We start from the raw sequence: 19,828 nt of genomic DNA on the forward strand, positions 1-19,828 counted from the left end.
TGGCTTGCCCCAGTTCGGATGCTTAGCGCGAACGGCCGGTGTCCACAATTGATCAAAAAATGCGCTTGTGAATGTTCATTCGCAGCGTTTGGCAGCCCGATACCGTATTCCTACGCTGCCAAAGAGTCGCTGTTTCGAGTGTTGTCTGCTCCGTGCCGCCTTGTAACGCCTTGTGGCGTTGCAACATTTTCCGTCCCGGTTGCGACGACGGCTCGGGGAAGCCATTTCGCAGCTGCCGATTTTTGAAGCGTTGTTTCAAGTTGTTTTCGAAGGTTTTCGATGCGCAAAATCTATCTCATTCCGGCCGTCGTCGGCCTGTTCACCTCCGTTGCAGCCGGGCCGCTCGCGGCCCAGGGCGCCGTGCCGAAGCAGAAGGCGGCACCGGCACCCAGAGCCGCTGCCGCCGGCGCTCCCGCCACAGCCGGCACGCCCGTCGCCGCAGGAGCGCCGTCGGCTGAGGCACCAGGAGCGGAGGACAAGAGCAAAGCGATCGATGGCTTCCGCTCCGCCAAGTTCGGCATGAACGAGGCCGATGTGCGCGCGGCGATGACGAAGGATTTCAACGCCAAGCCCGATGCCATCAAGGCGCAGGACAACGCCGCCGAGCTGACGCACAGCATCCTGCTGTCCGTTCCGGACCTGCTGCCGAACGGCGGGAGCGCCGAGCTCTCCTATGTATTCGGCTACAAGTCGAAGTCGCTGATCCAGATCGGCGCCGTCTGGTCGAAGGGGACCGACGCGGCGATGACGCCGGAGAAGCTGTTCTCCAACGCCAACATCCTGCGCGCCCATTTCATGGGCGAAGGCTTCAAGCCCGACTCCATCGCCGTCAACATGCCCGTCGCCGGCGGTATCGTGATGTTCCGCGGCAGCGACGCCAAGGACCGCTCGGTAATCCTGCTGCTGCAGGGCACGTTCGAGAACAAGGAGAACAACCAGCGTGTGCTGACCCCGACCAGCCTGCTGCTGTTCTACGTGGCCGACGCCAAGAGCCCCGACATCTTCAAGCTGCCGCCCGGCCAGTTCTGAACAGGATCAGGCATGCGCGGACCATCTGTGAGGCGAGACGAGGACGAACCGGGCTTGCGCAAGCTGGCGCGGTTCCGTTCGATGTCGCTGCTCTGCGCGATGCAGATGGTGTTCCTGCCGGTGTACAGCGTCCGTCTTCAGGCGCAGACGGCGAACGTCATCGTTCCCGACGGCCGCACCGGGACCTCCTTGCAGACCTCCGGCAGCGTCACCAACGTCACGACGTCGACGGTCTCGGGCAACAACGCGTTCAACTCGTTCTCGCAGTTCAGCGTCGGGCAGGGCAACACCGTCAATCTGCAGCTGCCGACCGGCACGCGGAACCTCGTCAACATCGTCCGCGACGCGCCGGTTTACGTCAACGGCACGCTGAACTCCTACATGAACGGCGCGATCGGCGGTAACGTCTACTTCGCCGATCCCAAGGGCTTCGTGGTCGGCCGCAGCGGCGTGGTCAATGTCGGCAGTCTCAACGTCTCGACGCCGACGCGCGAATTCACCGACAGCCTGATCGGTCCGGGAGGGGCGATCAACGGCACGGCGGTCGGCAATCTCATGGCGGGCTCGTTCCCGGTTTCGCCGGACGGCAACATCCGTATCTATGGCCGCATCAACGCCCAGGACGGCGTGCGGCTGACCGGGCAAAACGTCTTCGTCGGCGGCGCCAGCCAGCGCGACATCGCCAATCTCGATCACGCCGCGAAGTTCGCAGCCTCGGTCAATTCGAAGGGCCTGCGCAGCGCCAGCGCGATCACGGTGAGCAACGGCTCGATCCATATCGGCGCCGTCAACAGCGCCAGGGTCAACGGACGCCTGACCGCGCGCAGCAAGACCTCGACGCCGAGCAACATCAGCGTTCAGGCCGGCAACAACATCGAGATCGGCAAGAACGCCAGGCTGAACATTGCCAGCAAGAGCGGCGATGCCGGCGAGATCCGACTGAAGGCGGCCCAGAACCTGATCGTGGCGGGTGGAGCCAAGTTCAGTGCCAGCGCGAAGACCGGCAATGCCGGTCTCGTCGATTTCAGCGCGAACGGGGTCATCGACATCGGCCAGGGCATCAAGGTCAACCTCAGCGCCGCCAACGGCAAGGCGGGCACGCTGCTGATCGACCCGACCGACCTGGTCGTCGGTGACGCGGCGCAAGGCGACACCGGCGTGACGCTGTCGAACAGCTCTGTCGCGGCTGCGCTCGCCGGGCTCAGCGCCGGTGCCAACTATCTCATCCAGGCTGATCATTCCATCACGCTCGCCGCGCATGCGGTGATCGATGCCCGCCGTCTCGACGGCTCCGGCCATTCGACCGGTAACGCCAACAACGTCATCATCGACGCGCCGAACATCGAGATCATGAACGGTGCGCAGATCCTGGCCCAGTCGGTCAATTTCGGCGGAACCACCTACACCGACGGTAATGTGACGTTGACGGCCACGGCGAGCGACATCAAGCTGTCGGGCCAGGCCACCGCTGCGACCGCGATCACGGTAGACGGCAAGATCACCGGCGGCACCATCTCGATCACAGCGACCTCGACGGCGGTGTCAAGTTTCCTAAACGGTTCCGTGGCTGGAGATTTCGCACTCGTCGGCTCGACGCTTGCCGCCTCGCTGCTTGGGCTCAATGGCGGCTATGTCGCGGCCAGCGCAACCGCGACCATCAACATCAACAGCCATGCCGACATCAACGGCCGTGGCGATGTCACCATCTCCGCGCATGCATCGGAGACCGCCTCGGATCCAGCGATCGCATCCACATTGCTCGGCAGCCTCACGCCGGTCGCAGCCGGCGTCGTCGTCGGCAAGATCGACGGCACTGCCACGACCAACGTGGCCTCGGGCGCGACGATCAATGCTGGCGGGAACCTCGAGATCAAGGCCCTCAACGACGCCACCATCGCCGTCTCTGCGCTTGCGGCATCGACGAGCGCGCAGATCGTCCCGACGGTGGCGTATTCCAAGGGTTCGGTGACGACGATCGCGAACGTCGAGAGCGGGGCGCATATCGCAGCCGGCACGGTGAACGCGAGCGGCAGCACCTTGAAAGTGCGCGCGATCAACAACAATTCGTTCTCGACCAGCGCAACCTCGGTCGCGGCCCCCGGCCTCGGGGCGAGCGGCGGCGTCGGCGGTGCGTTCGCCATCAGCGACATCACGACGTCGGTGACCGCGACGCTCGGCGCATCGCTGGGTACCGATACCGCCAACCGGATGAACGGCTCCGTCCTGGTCGAGGCCACCTCCGATACCACGAGCAATTCCACGATGGCGTCGTCCATCGCCGGCCTGCCGGCGCTGATCGCGGCGATCGAGACAGGACTGCGCAGCGTCACGGCGCCGACGTCGATCATCCAGGACCACATGTCGTCTCTGGTGCCATTGAACTTCAATTTCAAGGCCGCCGGTGCGCTCTCGCTGGCCAACAGCACCCAGAGTGCGACCGCTGCGATCGCGCAGAATCCGAGCGGCGGCGCGCCGAGCATCTATGCCAGCGGCAATGTCGCCGTGGCCAGCAACGTCATCGATCGCGGCGTTCGCAGCAATGCAACGGCCAGCGCAATCACCAAGGACGTGGTGTCCGGCGAGAGCACGGCGATCAGCGCGGCCGTCGCCTGGGGCAATTTCACCCACAATTCGAACGCCTATGTCGGCAGCGGCACTCTGATCAACGCGGCGAATATCGCCGTCGATGCCACCACGGAATTGCCCATCACCAACACCTGGCTGAAATGGGATGGGCTCGGCGCGGTTCTGAGCCACCTCAACGGCAGTCTCGGCGTCGGTGGCAACATCCTGACCAGCTATGCCAATGCCACGGCGGACGCCGGCGACACGATCGGCATCTCCGGTTCCCTCAACCACTTCGTCGTGAACAACAATACGACGGCGTGGGTCGCGGGCACCGCGAGCCTGACGGCGACATGCACGACCGCGGCCTGCGGCAGCAGCTGGGCGGCCGGAATGGACAATGGCGACGTCCACACCTACGACGCCACGATTCAGATCGCGGCGACCACGACCACGGCGTCGATCGACGCAGCCGGCAATGTCGGCACGCTCGGCTTCCTGACCGGCAACACGTCGGGCGGCTCTTCGGTCGGAGGCGCGCTCAATCTCGTCCAGTTCAACACCAACACCATTGCCGGCGTCTCGGACCGCGCGACGCTCCGGGCGGCGGACGACATCGCCGTCAACGCGATCACGTCGGACCAGTTCGTCGCAGTCGCGCCGTCGTCCGGCAAGGCCGCGGGCGCGCTGGCGCTGAACGGCATCACCTCGCTCGGCTTCCTGAACAACACGACGCATGCGTCGATCTCGAGCCAGGCCACCGTCTTTGCCCCGACCGTCGGCATCCTGGCGCAGCAGGATCTGTCGGTCGTGACGCTTGCCGGCGCGATGAGCCGCAACACGAGCGGAGGTTCGGCGGTTGGATTGGCGGTCGCCTATCTCGGCGCAAATGCCGACACCTCCGCCTATATCGGCGACAACCATTCCGACATTCGCCCAGGCCCGTTCAGCGCCAACGATCCGTTCGCCGGTACGAGCGGCGGGAGCGGCGCGGTCAATGTCGACAATCTGACGATCAGCGCGACCACGTCCGGCCGCATCACCGCGGCCGCCGTCGCGGCATCGATCTCCGAGCCGGCCGCATCCAGCTTCTCCGACAAGGCGGGCGCTGCCGGCGCCGGCGCGACCGGGGGAACCGCTGGCGTGGCGACGGCCGCGAGCAAGATCGGTTCGTCCTCGGGATCGAGCACCGAAGGCTTCAGCATCGATCTCGCCGGCAGCTCGTCGATCAGCGACGTCTCGCTCGGCACCAGCGCCTACATCAGGAACGCGACGGTCAACAAGTTCACCACGACCGGAACCGTGGTGACGAAGACGATCGTTCAGGCGCTGAACGACACCATGCTCAACAATGGGTCCGGCTCGGCGGCGCTCAATCTGGCCGGCGCATCCGCGCAAGGCGCCGCGATCGGCGGCGCGATCGCCGCGGCGATGTCGAACAATGCGACGCTCGCCTATATCTACGGCACCACCCTGAACAACCAGAGTTCGGTGACGGTCCAGGCGCTCAATGGCGGCTCGGAGACCGTCGTCGCCATCGGCGTGGCGGGATCGAAATCCAATGCGGCGTCGCTGTCGGCCTCCGTCGGCATCATCACGGACAGCGCCAACGCCTATATCGAGAGCTCGACGATCGCGGGCCAGTCGAGCGGCGTCAATCGCGCGCTCGAGGTCGACGCCTACCAGACCACGAACATCGCGATCGGCGGCGGCTCGCTCTATATCACGGGCGGCCAGGCCGGCGTCGGCATCGGTTTGACCTACGCGTCGATCGCCGATCCCACCGGCGGCAAAGCGACCGACGCGCACATCCGCAGCACGTCGATCTCGAACTACGATACGCTGCTGGTGATGGCCGACAGCGCCAGCGTGATTGCGGCCGGCGCGGCCTCGGGCGGGGCGGGATCCAACGGGCTTGCCGGCGCGATCGTCGTCAGCGAGATCGCACCAACCACGACCGCCTACATCGACAGCGGCGCGACGGTGAACATCAATGTCGGTGGTGTGACGGTGCTGGCAGACAGCGGCGCAGTCTCGGCGCTGGATACGGCACTCGGCAACCTCGTCAAGAAGTCGAACAACAATCATCTCGCCTCGGACACCTGCACGGTCGCCGGCGGCACGGGCGGGCAGAACTGCATCGACTTCAGTGCGGCTGCGCTCAACGACGGGACAGGCAACGGTCCGGGCGCCAGCATCGTCTCCGTTGCGGGCCTGATCCAGGCCGGCAAGAACAATGTCGGCGCCTCGATCGTCTACAACACCATCGCCACCACGCATTCGGCTTACATCGCCAACGTCCTGATGACGGCCGGCAGCAACGGTAATGTCAGTGTGAGTGCGGTCGACTCCTCGAAGATCCAGGCGGTCACGATCGGCTTTGGTCTTGCGACCGGACAGTTCGCCGGCGTCGGCGGCACCACGATCAGCAGCATCTCCAATACCGTTTCGGCGGGGATCGGCAACAACCTGTCCAGCACGACGCAATCGTCCGTCACGGGCCGCAACATTTCCGTCAACGCGACCGACAGTTCCAGCATCACAGGAACCGCCGCGATCGCGGGCGCCTCGACGCAAGGCAGCGCCGCCGGCCTCGCGCTCGTCTACAGCAGCATCGCCAACAATGTCAGCGCTGGCGTCACCGGCTCCAAGCTGATCGCCTCGGGCAATGTCGGGGTCGGCGCGAGCTCGAACGCCAGCATCTCGACCGTCGCCGTCGGCATTGCGATGTCCTCGCAGGTTGGCCTCGCCGGTTCGGTCGCCACCAATCTGATGGGGACCAACGTCACCGCCAGCATCACCGCCGCCGGCACCAATGGCATCAACGGGGCCGACATCACGGCCACCAACAATGTCGGCGTGATTGCCGGCAACAACGACAAGGCCGCCGTGTTCGCGGGTGCGCTGTCGATCAGCAAGGGGGCGGCCGGCGGCGCGGGTTCGCTGGTGACCAACCAGATCACGGGAACCACCGCAGCCTATATCAGCGGGGCGAACACCAAGGTCGACGCGCTCGGGACCAGCACCACCGATACGCTGTCGGTCAACAACGGCACACTCTTCCACGCGTTCGATCTCGGCACCGCCCATGCGCCGACCGACACCACGCCCGATCTCTCCGAGAACCAGGACACCGTGCGCGGCCTTGCCGTGGTCGCGAGTTCCCACCAGGCCGTCGTGACCAACGTCGCCTCGCTTGCCGCGAGTTCCAGCATCGCCATCATGATCAACCCCATCACCAACGTGATGAGCGGCGCGACACGAGCCTATATCGACAGCGCGGCCATCGACACGCGCCTGGCCTCGTCGACGCTCAAGCCGCAGATCGAGGTGGCCGCGTCGAGCTTCTCCTATTCCGGCGCGTTCGGCGCCGGCATCGCCTACGGCAGCAGCGGCGGCGGTGGGGCGACGATCATCTCGACGACGATGTCGCGCGAGACCTTCGCCTATATCACCAATGCCACGGTCGGCGGCGTCCAGTCGTCGAGCGAGACGGTCGGCGCCGTCACCGTGAAGGCCAATGCGGAACAGGATGCGTCCTCGATCGCGATCGGCTTCAACACCGGCTCGGTCGGGCTGAACGTGTTCCAGGCGACCACGGAAGCCTATGTCGACGGCGGCGCGCTGACGGCTTCGTCACTGACGGTGAACGCCAACAACAACACCGGCATCTTCTCCGCCAACGGCTCCGGCGCCTATGGCAGCCAGGCCGCGATCGGCGCGGCGTTCCTGGTCCAGGTCTCGTCGAACCGGACCCTGGCCTATGTCGGTGACGAATTCCACTATCAGGGCAGCGGCGCCGCGCACACGACCGCGCTCAATCTGAGCGGCGCGCTCGACGTCGAGGCCACCACCAAGAACCGTTTCGAGGCCTATGCGATCGGCGGAGCGCTCTCGACCGGCACGGCGGCGATCGCCGGCATGGCCAACATCGAGGTCGCCAACAACACCACCATCGCCGGCGTCTATGACACCACGCTGCAAGGGGTGACGGGCGGCACGGCCGGCGCGGTGACGATCGACGCGACCGAGGACGTGGCGATCAAGGAGATCGCCGGCGCGCTCGCGGTCGGCGCCAGCGGGGCAGGGGTCGGCGTTGGTGCTGCGGCCAACGTCATCGTGTTCAAGAGCCGGACGATCGCCGAGAGCTGGAACAGCAATCTGAACTCGGTGGACGCCATCAACGTCAATGCGCTCAGCACCAAGGAGGTGCTGTCCTACGCGGTGACGGCCGGCATCGGCGGCAGCGTCGGCATCGGCGCGACCGTCGGCGTCATCATCATCGGCACCAACACCGCCGATGCCGACACCCAGGGCCAACAGACCGGCCAGCTCAATCAGGGCGGCAGCGGCACCATCGCGTCCGTGAACAGCGGCACCAGCAACACGCATGGCAGCAACGCGGTCGCGAGCGGCACCGCCGGCAATCCGAACAGTGCCAATGTCAGCTCGACCTACGACGTCAGTAATGTGTTGAGCGGCGGCAACGACGTCGTGGTCGCGCAGATCGCGGGCGGCAACGTCAGGGGCTCGCAGGTCAATGTCGGGGCGACCAGCGCCAACGCTGCCAAGATGTATCTGCTTGGCGCGGGCTTTGCCAAGAATGTCGGCATCGGTGCCGGCATCGGCTACACCAGCGTCAACAGCACCGTGCTCGCCAATCTGAGCGACTACGGACGCAACGGCTCCGGCGTGCTGGTGGCCGCGGATACGCCTCTGGTCGTCTCGGCGCCGTCCGTCTCCGTTGCGGCGGTCGTCAAGGACGCCAACACCGGACCTTATGGCGGCAAGACCATCGACACCGAGGCAATCGCCGGTGGTGCGGCGCTTTACTTCGGCGCCAACGCAGCCGTCTCGGTCGGCAATGTCACCAACACAGTGATGGCGCTGCTCGGCGGTCAGATCACCGGCACGGGTGGGACCGGCGCTGCCGTCATGGCGCAGGATACCACGACCCAGGTGGTCTTCACCGGCGGCGTCTCCGCCGGTGCCGTGGCCGTCGGCGCTTCGGTTGCGACGGCAAGCCGAACGAGCTCAGTCGTGGCGCGGGTCTTGAACGGTGCCACCATTGACACCTCGCAATTGCTGATTGGCGCGGCCGGGGCGGGCACCCTGAGCACGACGGCAACCGCACTCGGCGGCGGCATCGTCGCGGGCACCGGTGCGGACGCAGAGGCCACCGAGAACTCCTCGGTGCTGGCGGAGATCGGCGCCGGCGCCTCGATCACGACGTCCGCGAGCGGGATCGGCACGCTGGTGTCGGCGGCGATCGCGCCCAATCTGTCGAGCGAGGCGATTGGTGTTTCGGTCGGTGGCGCTGCCGTCGGCGTCGCCATCGCAAAGTCGACGGTCGGCGCCACGGTGACGGCCGATGTCGGTGACGCCGTCAGCTTCTCGGGCGGTGCGCTCGACGTGAGTGCCAAGGCGCTGGTTCCGACCAGCGGCACGACGACCTGGGCCAAGGCGCTCGCCGGCGGCGGCGGCTCGCTGATCGGCGCCCAGGGCAGCTACGCCCAGGCCTCGCAGAACGCGACCGTGAGTGCCTATGGCGGAACGGGGATCAGGCTGCCCAACGCCAACGTGACCATCGAGGCTGAAAACGACAGCGCCCAATACGCCGAGGCGACCGGCCTTTCGACCGGCTTCTTGGCGCTCGGCGCCACGGTCGCTCAGACCTCATCCAGCGCACACACCGATGCCTATCTGGGTGCGCCCGCGGATATGGACGTCGCGAACCACGGCAATTACACGGGCGTCCTCTGGATCAAAGCCACCGGCACGGATACCAATTTCTCCAACGCGAAGGTCGGCGCGGGCGGCACCTATGCCGGCGCGGCGGCGGTCGCCACCACGAGCTCGATCGCGGTGACCAATGCGCGGTTCGACGGCGGCGCGACGGACGACACGCTCTATTTCGGCGGCCTCCGCATCGACGCCAAACACACCACGAATTACGTTGCAAGCGGCGACGCCTATCAGGCGTCCACGGCCGGCGTGTCCGCCGGCAAGGCGCGGAACGAAGTCGACTCCACCACCACGGCCGAGATCGGGACGCATCTGATCATCAATTCGGCGGCCGGCGACATGGTCGTCATCGCCAACGACATCGTCAACCAAGGCGGCGGCGGCGCGCGTTCGGGCTCCGGCGGCTCATTCTCGGGAGCAGCCGCGCTCAGCGAGTCCTTTGTGACGCAGACCGTCACCACCAATATCGGCGCCGGCACGGTGCTGAGCCTCAACGACGATCCCAGGACCTCGACGGCCGCGATCAACATCGAGGCCTACAACACGCTGAACACCAACGACACCGCGAGCCTCGCCACAGCCAGCTTCTTCGCCGGCGGCGGCGCCGAATCCAACATGACGGCCAATGCCACGCTTGCGGTGAATATCAATGCCCGCGAGCTGTTCAGTGCCGGCCAGATCTATGTCGGCACGGCTGCGAAGATGGCAGCGGCGAACAACGCCAATGCCAGCCTCTACGGCGCGATCGCCGGCGTCGGTGCCAGCACCAACAGCTGGGTGCACGCCAACCAATCCGTTAATGTCGGCGCCGGCGCGAAGATCGTGGCCTGGCGCGACATCACGATGTACGCCGGCCTCGCCGGCGACGGCTCGGTCTTCAGCAGCGTGCAGGCGACGGCGACGACGGTCGTCTACAACAACACTGCCATTCCGATCTCCACGCTCTACCGCGGCACGGCCAATGCCGACGACACCACGAGCCTGACCCTGGCCCCGACCTCGAGCGTGCTCGGCGCGCGAAACATCTATCTCGGCGCAACGCAAGGGCAGGTCACCGCGGCCGGCAACGGCAGCAACTACAACCCGTATCTGGACATCTTCAGCGCCAAGAACAGCGACAACCATAGCCATACCAGCGGAACCGGCGATGTCGCGCTCAACGGACTGGTTGTCGCGGGCATCAACAACGACGTGACCATCACGATCGACCTCGGCGCGAGCACGCCGACCCTGAGCACGACCAGCCCTTACTCCGCGCTGACCCTCGAATCCGTTTCCGACGTCAATCACTTCAGTCCGGTGATGAGCTGGAACCACCAGACGGTCCAGTACACCACTATCGGCAACTTCAATCCCTACCAGCTGGTGGTCAACCAGCTGGCGACGTTGACTGGCCTCTCCGAGGCCCAAGTTCGCTCTCAGCTCGCGGCGGCGACGCCCACGAGCCCCGCCACGATGTCGCCATCCGGCACCGATCCGACCGGCGACATCCAGCGCCAGATCGACACGCTGATCAAGCAGGCGCCGTTCACCTCCGACGCGCCCGGCAACGCCTTCGCATTCGGCGACATCCTGATCTCCGCCGGCAACGTCTCGATCCTGGCGCAGAAGCTGACCGGAAACAGCGGCACCAATCCCGCGGCGCCGGCGGTGATCGCGCGTAGCTCGCCCTTGATCAAGATCGAGAACAAGGGCCTCGACTTCATGAGCCTCGGCAACCTCACGGTCACCGACGTGAGCGGAGGCAACATCACCTACCGTCAGATCGACCATATCGACCCGGATTCGCACTCCAACGTGACCTTCACCGCGATGCCGAGCGCCTCGCCCGTGATCGACGTCTCCGCCACCTACAACCGCCTCGATCCCGACAGCGGCCAGGGCATCGACCAGAACGGCAATGTGCTGACCCGCACGCCCGACATCTATTTCAACGGCGCAGTCAACAATCCGAACGGCCTGCTCAAGGTCGTCAACAATCTCGGCAGTGTCGTCGCATCGCAGTCGCTCAGCGCCGCGACCGTCCAGATCGTGGTGCCCAAGGGCACGTTCACGTTCCTCGGCGGCATCGGCAGCTTCTACGACAGCAGCAGCGCCGTCACCTCGCAATGGGCCAGCACCGAGAACAGGCCGGAGGACGCGCTGACGGCGGTGATGACGGCGGCGACCTATCTCGGCGCTTACGGCGCTTACGAGAGCGCTCCGCATATCGGTTCTGGAGGCGATCACCCATATTTCTATTACTGCTGCGCCAGCGGCAGTAGCGGCATCTATGCACCGGTCGGCAACGCTGACGCCAGCACGATCTTCACCGCCCGCATGCTGATGACGTTCTACGACGGCACCTCGCTCTATTCGTCGATCTTCCTGCCGGTGGGCCGGGGTACGCCTGGGAACACCAGCACTCCCAATGCCGGCAGCGTGCCTGATGTCGCTACGCTAAAGGTCATCGAGGGGCAGCCGTCGAACTCGACCATTGTTGCCACCGCGCCTTGGGAGAAAACGACTTACGACGGCCGGAACGTTTACGCGGATAGTGGTCCGTACAAGACGCCGTTCAATTGTGCAGGCTGCGATGCCTTCTTCCAGGTCATCCAGATCCAGCCTGATGCGATCACGGCGAAGACCGCGAATACGCCGGCGACCGCGACGGCCACCCGGACCATCACCGGCCAGGCGGTCATCATCTCGGCGTCGGTGATCAACATCAACGGCACCATCCAAGCCGGCTCGAGCAGCAATTACTCGGTCAACATCGGCGCCGACGCCTATGCTGCCATCTACGGCACGAACGGCCTCAAGAACCGCAATGGCGGTGCGGACTTTGCCACGGCTCAGGCCAATGCGCGGAATGGCGTCTATTACGACGTCTCTGGCTCGGTGACGACGTCGGTGAGCGACGACGTCAAGATCGGGGTCAGGTACAACGCTCTCACCGACCAGTTCATCCTGAACGGCGTGGTGCAGGGCGCGGGCGGCTACGTCTATCTGAACGGCAAGATCATCTCGACCTCGACCGACAGCACCCAGACCCAGGGCAATATCGAGATCAAGGGCGGCGCCGGCACGATCACGGTCAACAACACGAGCGGCCTTGCGCTCGTCACCAACACCATCAATACCGGCGCCACCGCCCAAAGCGTGGTCGAGATCGTCGACCAGCTGAAGGGCAAGACGACCTGGTGGGTCTACGATCCCAAGGCAGCGGGCAACCAGCAGGTGTCGCGGTACGAGGTCAACAGCGTCAATGCGGCCGCGCCCGACGCTTCGATGCTTGCAGCCAGGACCGGCACGTCAGGCATCCAGTACGCGACCAAGGAGAACATGCTCTATCAGTGGGTCGACACCGCGACCCTGGATCGTCCGACCACCAGCACGCAGTTCGACTACGGCTGGGCTTTCACGCCCAATCAGACCACCGGAGAGAACTGGACCCGTACCACCAGTCTGGTTTCGGGCACGCAGAGCACCAACTACCAGAAGGTCACCACCGCCACGGGCAGCTATCACTGGGCGGGAGGGGTGAACCCGGACGGGTCCCCCGTTGGACTCAACACTCACGTGGAAAAGTGCTGCGGCGCGGACGCCCAGTTCAACTGGTACCAGGCGATCTATGATCACCTGACGCTGACACTGACCAACACGGTCAAGGCGTCGAACCCGATCAACATCAAGTTCACCGGCGGCGGGAGCAGCGACGTCGTGGTCAATTCGACCTCCGGCATCGTCATCAACGGCTCGATCAACAACCTTCAGGGTGCGACGACGCTCAACGCCACCGGCACCAACTCGTCCATCACGGTCGGCGCCAATGCCAACAACCCGGTGATCTCGGGCACGAGCGTGACGCTTCGGGGTGACGGCGGCATCGGCACGCTCGGCACCAACAAGGCTCCCGTCCAGGTGCAGCTCTATGGTGGCAACCTGACTGCGAGCTCGATCGATCGCGACATCGCGATCGCGGCGGTCGGGTCGCTGTCGATCAATCAGGTCAAGGTGAATTCGGCAGGCGCCACGCCGCAGGGCAACGTCTTCCTCTCGGCGGTCGGCGACATCAACTCGGCCTCCGCCTACAACCCCGCCAGCCCGGTCGTGATCGGCAAGAATATCGAGATTAACTCTACGTCCGGTGCGATCGGCGCGACGAGCGCCGTCGTCAACGGCGCGAGCACCCTGACCAACATCAATCCGCTGGTGATCCAGGCGACGGGGACGGTTCAGGCGGGCGGCAGCGTCGATGGCGGCGTTCTCGACAGCGCCTCGGCCACCGGCACCTACATCATCCAGTCCAAGGGCGATCTGCGCCTCGGCACGATCCAGTCGACCGGCGGACCGGTGTTCCTCGAGGCCGCCGGCTCAGACGGCAACCAGGCCAGCATCCTGAACGGCCGGGCGGCGGTCGGTCTCACCCAGGCGCAGAGCCAGCATCTGCAGGACGTCTGGGCGAGCCTCGATCTGCTCAGCGGCAACGCCGCCACCAACGCCGTCAACAGCTACCAGGCGATGGTGACGTCGGCCTATAACGACTACTTCCAGCTCAAGAACATCGCGTTCCAGAACGGCAGCACCTACAACCCGACCTCGGTGGGGCAGACGGTGCTGCGGGCGCAGGTGGCGGCCAAGCTCGGCATTGATCCCGCCAACGTCACGACGACGCAGATGAAGACCGAGGCCACGACGCGGTTCCTGAGGGACCAGTTCCTGCTCGGCAAGATCAGTAGCGACGAGCTCAAGACCTCGCTGACGACCTTGCTCGGCACCGCGCCTTCGGATCCGCTGGGGACAGTGTTCGGCAGCTCACTCTCGACGACGCTGTTCACGAAGCTGTTCGATGGCGTTTCGACGGCCAATCAGCGCATGCCCACCAACACGGCGCTGCAGACGGCGTTGAACACCTATGATGCGAATTACAGTTATACGCTCGCATCGACCGAGCGGGTCTACGGCATCATCACCGCGGGCGCGCAGTGGACGCAGAGCCAGCTCGCCTACACCGTCTCGTCGTCGTCGATCGGAGCGGCGCCGCCGCCGATCGACGAGAACGTCATCGCCAATGTCAGCGCCAACCAGGTCATGCTCTATGCGCCGCGCGGCTCGGTCGGCAATTCGGCCGCGCCCCAGACCTTCACCTTCACCAGCGTCGATGCTTCGTCGCTGACGACGGAGCAGAGGGCATTGCTGTCCTCGGCCGGTCCCGGCCAACTCACCGTCGGCGCGGTGACGGACCCGACGACCCATGTCACGACCTATACGGTCAGCCTGTCGCAGCAGAACCTCGTCGTCGTCGACAACCCGATCGCGATCTCGGCCAAGGCGCTGACCAATATCTATCTCGGCAGCAAGAACAGTCTCGCGCTCGGCGGCGTCACCGCCAATTACGGTCCGATCACGGCGGCGCAGGCCAACGGCATCGAGGTGACCGGCCGCGGCGACGTCAAGCTCGACGCCGTCACCAGCATCTCCGCCAATGTGGGTGGCGCCGTGATCTCTGGCGATATCGCCAACCTGACGCTGATCGCCGAGCGCGGCAATGTCGGTGCCCCCGGGGCCGCCGGCAGCAATCCCGCCAACAATTCCAATGCGCTTCAGGTCGCCTTTGCCGACCCCGGCCACGACCAGCTCGACCAGGTCTCGTCGGCACAGGGCATCTATGTGAAGCAAACCACCGGCGATCTCATCCTCGGCAACATCTCCGCCGGCAATGCGATCCAGCTCACTGCGGCCGGCAGCATCTATGCCGAGGCCGACTTCACGGACCGCAGCGCGATCCACATCCTGGGCACCGACCTCGACCTGCGCGCCGGCGGCAATATCGGCTTCAACGGCTCGTCCTTCCAGCCGTTGCAGGTGAATATCTCCGGCGCGGTGACCGGCACGGCGGTCGGCGACGTCAGCATCCTTGCCGTCACCGGCGACCTCGCCGTCGGCAGGAGCGGCGCCTATGGGACGCTGACGGCCGGCGGCGCGCTGACGCTGAACGTGGCGCGCGGCGCGCTTGCCATCAATACCAGCATCAGCAGCAACGGCCTGATGCAGCTGCTCGCCGATCGCGGCATGACCTTTGCGGCCGGCACCAGCGCGGCGCCGGTGGTTGCGACCAGCAACTCGGACGGCGTGACGCTGGTGGCCGCGACGCTGTCGATGGGCGCCTATTCGGCCATCAATGCCCCCGGATTGATCTCGGTGACCACCACGGGTGACGCGACGATCGGCCAGCTGAATTCGTCGTTGTCCTACGCTGCCGCCTCGAACACCCCGTCGATCATCGTCACCGCCGGCGGCGTTGCCTCGCTCGGAGCGATCATCGACAATGGCGACGGTCAGACCAAGCTCCTCGTGTCCGGCGCCGGCGCCGAAGTGTCGCTGAGCGCATCGAACGGAATCGGCAACGCGACGGGCCGTTTCACCACCAACGCCACGAGGCTGTCGGCCAGTGCGAGCGCCGGCGACATCTACCTGAAGGCGCTGACCGACACCGAGGTGAGCCTGCTGTCCGCAGTGAAGGGCAGCGTGGATATCGTCGGCACGGGCGGGCTGACGCTCGACCAGGTGGTGGCGGGCACCGCGACCGGCGCTAGCGGCAGCTTCAGCGCGATCGCGAACAACGGCAGCATCGTCGTCGGCACCGCCGACAGCAGCGGCTCGCAGACGGTCCACGCGACCCAGAATGTGACGTTCAAGTCGCTCGCGACGACCGGCAATAGCGGCGATGCCGGCAGCATCAACGTCACCGCCGACAACGGCTTCATCCTGGCGCAGACGGTGACCTCAGGCGGCGTGACGACGCTCGGCTCGGTCTCGGCCCATGGTTCGGCGAGCCTGCTGGCCGCCACGACCATCACCGGCAACACGCTCGCCGTCACCGCAGGCTCCGGCCTGCTGACGGCCAACGGCGGCCCGGTCAACTGGAACGCTCTCAATGTCGGCACGACGCTTGGCGTGACCGCGGAGCAGGGCAGCATCAACCTCCAGACCGCGCAGAGCGGCGGCACGCAGACCATTCGCGCCCGCGATAACGTCACTTTCAACGCGTTGACCACGACGGGCATCAACGGCGATGCCGGCAGCATCAACGTCACCGCCGACAACGGCTTCATCCTCGCGCAGACGATGACATCAGGCGGCCTGACCACGCTCGGCTCGGTCTCGGCCCATGGCTCGGCGACGCTGTTGGCGGCCACGACCATCACCGGCAACACGCTCGCCGCCACCACAGGCTCCGGCCTGCTGACGGCCAACGGCGGCCCGATCAACTGGAACGTGCTCAATGTCGGCACGATGCTGGGCGTGACCGCGGGGCAGGGCAGCATCAACCTCCAGACCGCGCAGAGCGGCGGCACGCAGACCATCCGCGCCCGCGACAACGTCACCTTCAACGCGCTAACGGCGACGGGCATCAACGGCGATGCCGGCAGCATCAACGTCACCGCGGACAACGGTTTCATCCTCGCGCAGACCGTGACGTCAGGCGGCGTGCCGACACTCGGCTCGGTCTCGGCCCACGGCTCCGCGAAGCTGCTCGCCGCAGGCACCAACACCGGTCATGACCTCACGGCCTCGACCGGCAACGCAGTCCTGAGCGGCACGGTCGTTCATTGGGATAATCTCGCGGCCGGCGGCACGCTCGACGTCAGCGCGACGGCCGGAGGGATCACCGTCGGCACCGCCATCAGCGGCGGCACGCAGACCCTGCATGCCGTAAACGACATCGTCTTCAGCCAGCTCACCACGACGGGGATCCCAGGCGATGCCGGCGGCCTCAACGTCAAGTCCGACACCGGCTCGCTCCGCGGCGGATCGATCTCCGCCAACGGCGATACGCATTTCGAGGTGGCCGGATCGGTCTCGTTCGACCGGGTCAGCGGCAACGTCGTCAAGATGACCTCGTCGGGCGACCTGACGATCAACTGGGTCAGCGTCGTGCGGGAGCTCGATCTCGCGGCCGATACGATCAACGTCAAGGGCGAGCAGATCCGGTCGAACCCGGCAATCCCGCTGATCCTGAACATCACCGGCTACAATGGCGGCGTCGCGAAGTCCGCCAACATCTCGATCGACCCGGACAGCATCATCGTCAATCAGTTCAGGGTGGTGGACGCGACCTTCTGGACGGATGCGCCTGCCGTGACGATCCTGAACGGCTATGTGCCGGGTCAGCTCATGCTCACTACAGCCCACCAGCAGGTGCTGCTCAACAACCGCACGCCGGCGCCGTCCAGCTGGCCGTCGCTCCAGCTCTATCAGCCGGGCGGCGTGTTCACCATGAGCCAGGTCGGCAACGCCAATGTCAGCAACGCCTATGTGGTGTTCTATACCGGCGATGTCTCGGCGACCGTCACCAATTACAGCCCGACTCATACCTGCTGCAACGCCTTCACCGGCGCCAGCATGATGCGCAACATCGCGGTCGACAGCGAGGGCAAAGAGAGCATCGAGACCTGGCTCGCCAAGAAGGACGGGGGAACGTTCTACCTGCTCGGCCTCTCCGGCCAGGCACGGCTCGACGCGCTGCTGACGCCGCGGCCGGTCGAGGCCATCGGCTCCGGTCCCGCCGTCAACATCGAGGGCCTCAGCGACATGCGCAAGCTGCGCCAGAAGGGTCAGCGTGCGGGACGTACGGGCTGGAAGGACGCGGCGATCGAGACGGCGAAGCCGGCGATTGGCCGTCTCGCAGAGGCATGGTAGTTGGATTCGGGATGCGGATTCGGGGGGCAGCATTGGCGGTCGGGCTGGCAGCGTCCTGCATTGCCTCCGCGCGCGCCCAATCGATCAATCCCGGCGTAATCCAGAACGACGTCGACCGGCAGCGCCGTCAGATCGAGCAGCAGAGCGCGCCGCCCAAGCTCACAGGGCCGGCGGTGATCGGCGGCGAGCGCGAAAAGTCCCAGCTCCTGAAGCCGGGCGGGCCGAAATTCCGCCTGCGCAAGGTCACGTTCGACGAGTCCAAGTTCATCACGCCGGCCGAGCTGGATGAGATCGCGAAGAAGTATGTCGGCAAGGACGTCGACATCGCCTCGCTGTTGCAGCTCGTTGCCGACATCAATGCCGTCTATGCCGCACGCGGCATCGTCACGGGCATCGCGACGCTGCCCGAGCAGGACGCCAAGGGCGGAATCGTCCGCGTCAAGCTGACCGAAGGCCGGCTGCAGAAGACGACGGTCGAGGGCAACAAGCAGACCCGCGCCGACTATATCCTCGATCGCGTGAAGGAGCCCGAAGGCGAGGTCCTCGACGTTCCCAAGCTCAACCGCGACGTGATCTGGTTCAACCGGACCAACGACGTGCAGATCAAGGCGCTGCTGCAGCCCGGCACGAGCTTCGGCCTCACCGACCTGCAATTCGCGGTGATCGAGCCGCCGGTCGACACCTTGCAGCTCTTTACCGACAACCAGGGCGCGGAGAACACCGGGCGTTGGGAGGGCGGAGCCTTCTACAAGCGCCACGGCCTGTTCGGCGTCGACGACCGCCTGACCTTCTACGGCGTTCGTTCCGACGGCAATCTCAACGGCAACGTTGCCTACAGCATCCCGGTCAATCCCTGGGGCGGACGCGCCGGCGTCAGCTATACCGAAGGCAAGATCAAGATCATCCAGGGACCGTTCGTCGCGCTCGACGTCACGGGTCGATCGAGCCAGGCCGCGGTCAATTTCAGCCAGCCGGTCTGGGTGACGCAGGACTGGCTGGTGCTGCTCAACGCCGCCTTGACCGAGGGCAAGACGGTCAGCCGCTTCGCCACCGTCGCCGTCACCGACGATCACTACGACAAGACCACGGCGGGCGTCTCGGTGACCAAGTCCGGCAACACCTATTCGATCACGGTCTCGCCGGCGGTGAATTACATCGCGTGGCACGACTACGTGCTCGGCAATAACCGCGCGTTCAACACCTATACCGGCTCGCTGATCGCGACCAGCGCCGCGGGGCCCCAGAACTTCAGCGCCAATGTGCTGGCGAGCTGGCAGTACACGCAGGAGAAGCTGCTGCCGGGCGATCAGATCTTCTCGATCGGCGGTCCCACCACCGTACGCGGTTATCCCTCCAACGCGGCCTCCGGCGACAGTGGCTATTATTTCAACGCCGAGCTGCACTACAACTGGTCGCAATGGCTCAGGGGTTTCGACACCTACATCTTCACCGACTGGGGTGCGGTGTACTCGACCTTCCCCGGCGTCACCGAAATGGCGTCCGTCGGCGTCGGCTTCTCCTGGACCTACGCATCATTCATGACGTTCGAGGCAAATTACGCGACGCCGCTGAAGATGGCGGTGTCGACCCAGAACCATTACGAGGCCTATGGCCGCGTCATCTTCCGGCCGCTGTTGATGTTCCAGAAGCCGGAGCCGCCTGTGGCGGCCGTGGCCGGCAGGAGCAAGTCGTAGCCGGAAGCTGCGCCGCTCTCGCCGTCGGCGTTGCGAGCGCAACTCTCTCGCCGTCATTGCGAGGAGCCCTTGCGACGAAGCAATCCAGAGTGTTTCCGCGGAAGGATTCT

3 protein-coding genes are annotated in these 19,828 nt (G+C 65.5%); all 3 read left to right on the top strand.

Annotated elements, in window-relative coordinates; translation table 11 throughout:
- Positions 1-279: 279 nt before the first annotated feature.
- The 3 genes from IVB26_RS15455 to IVB26_RS15465 are packed head-to-tail and all read left to right on the top strand — an operon-like array spanning position 280 to position 19,718.
- Positions 280-1,029, top strand: coding sequence for a hypothetical protein (locus IVB26_RS15455; RefSeq protein ID WP_247972434.1), 750 nt, complete (start codon positions 280-282; stop codon positions 1,027-1,029).
- A gap of 12 nt (positions 1,030-1,041) precedes the next feature.
- Complete coding sequence (locus IVB26_RS15460) at positions 1,042-18,024, top strand: leukotoxin LktA family filamentous adhesin (RefSeq protein WP_247972435.1); 16,983 nt, start codon at positions 1,042-1,044, stop codon at positions 18,022-18,024.
- A gap of 11 nt (positions 18,025-18,035) precedes the next feature.
- Entirely contained in the window at positions 18,036-19,718 is a 1,683-nt protein-coding gene (locus IVB26_RS15465) for a ShlB/FhaC/HecB family hemolysin secretion/activation protein (RefSeq protein WP_247972436.1), read from the top strand.
- Positions 19,719-19,828 lie beyond the last annotated feature (110 nt).

This window comes from Bradyrhizobium sp. 195 (genome assembly GCF_023101665.1).
Lineage (GTDB): Bacteria > Pseudomonadota > Alphaproteobacteria > Rhizobiales > Xanthobacteraceae > Bradyrhizobium.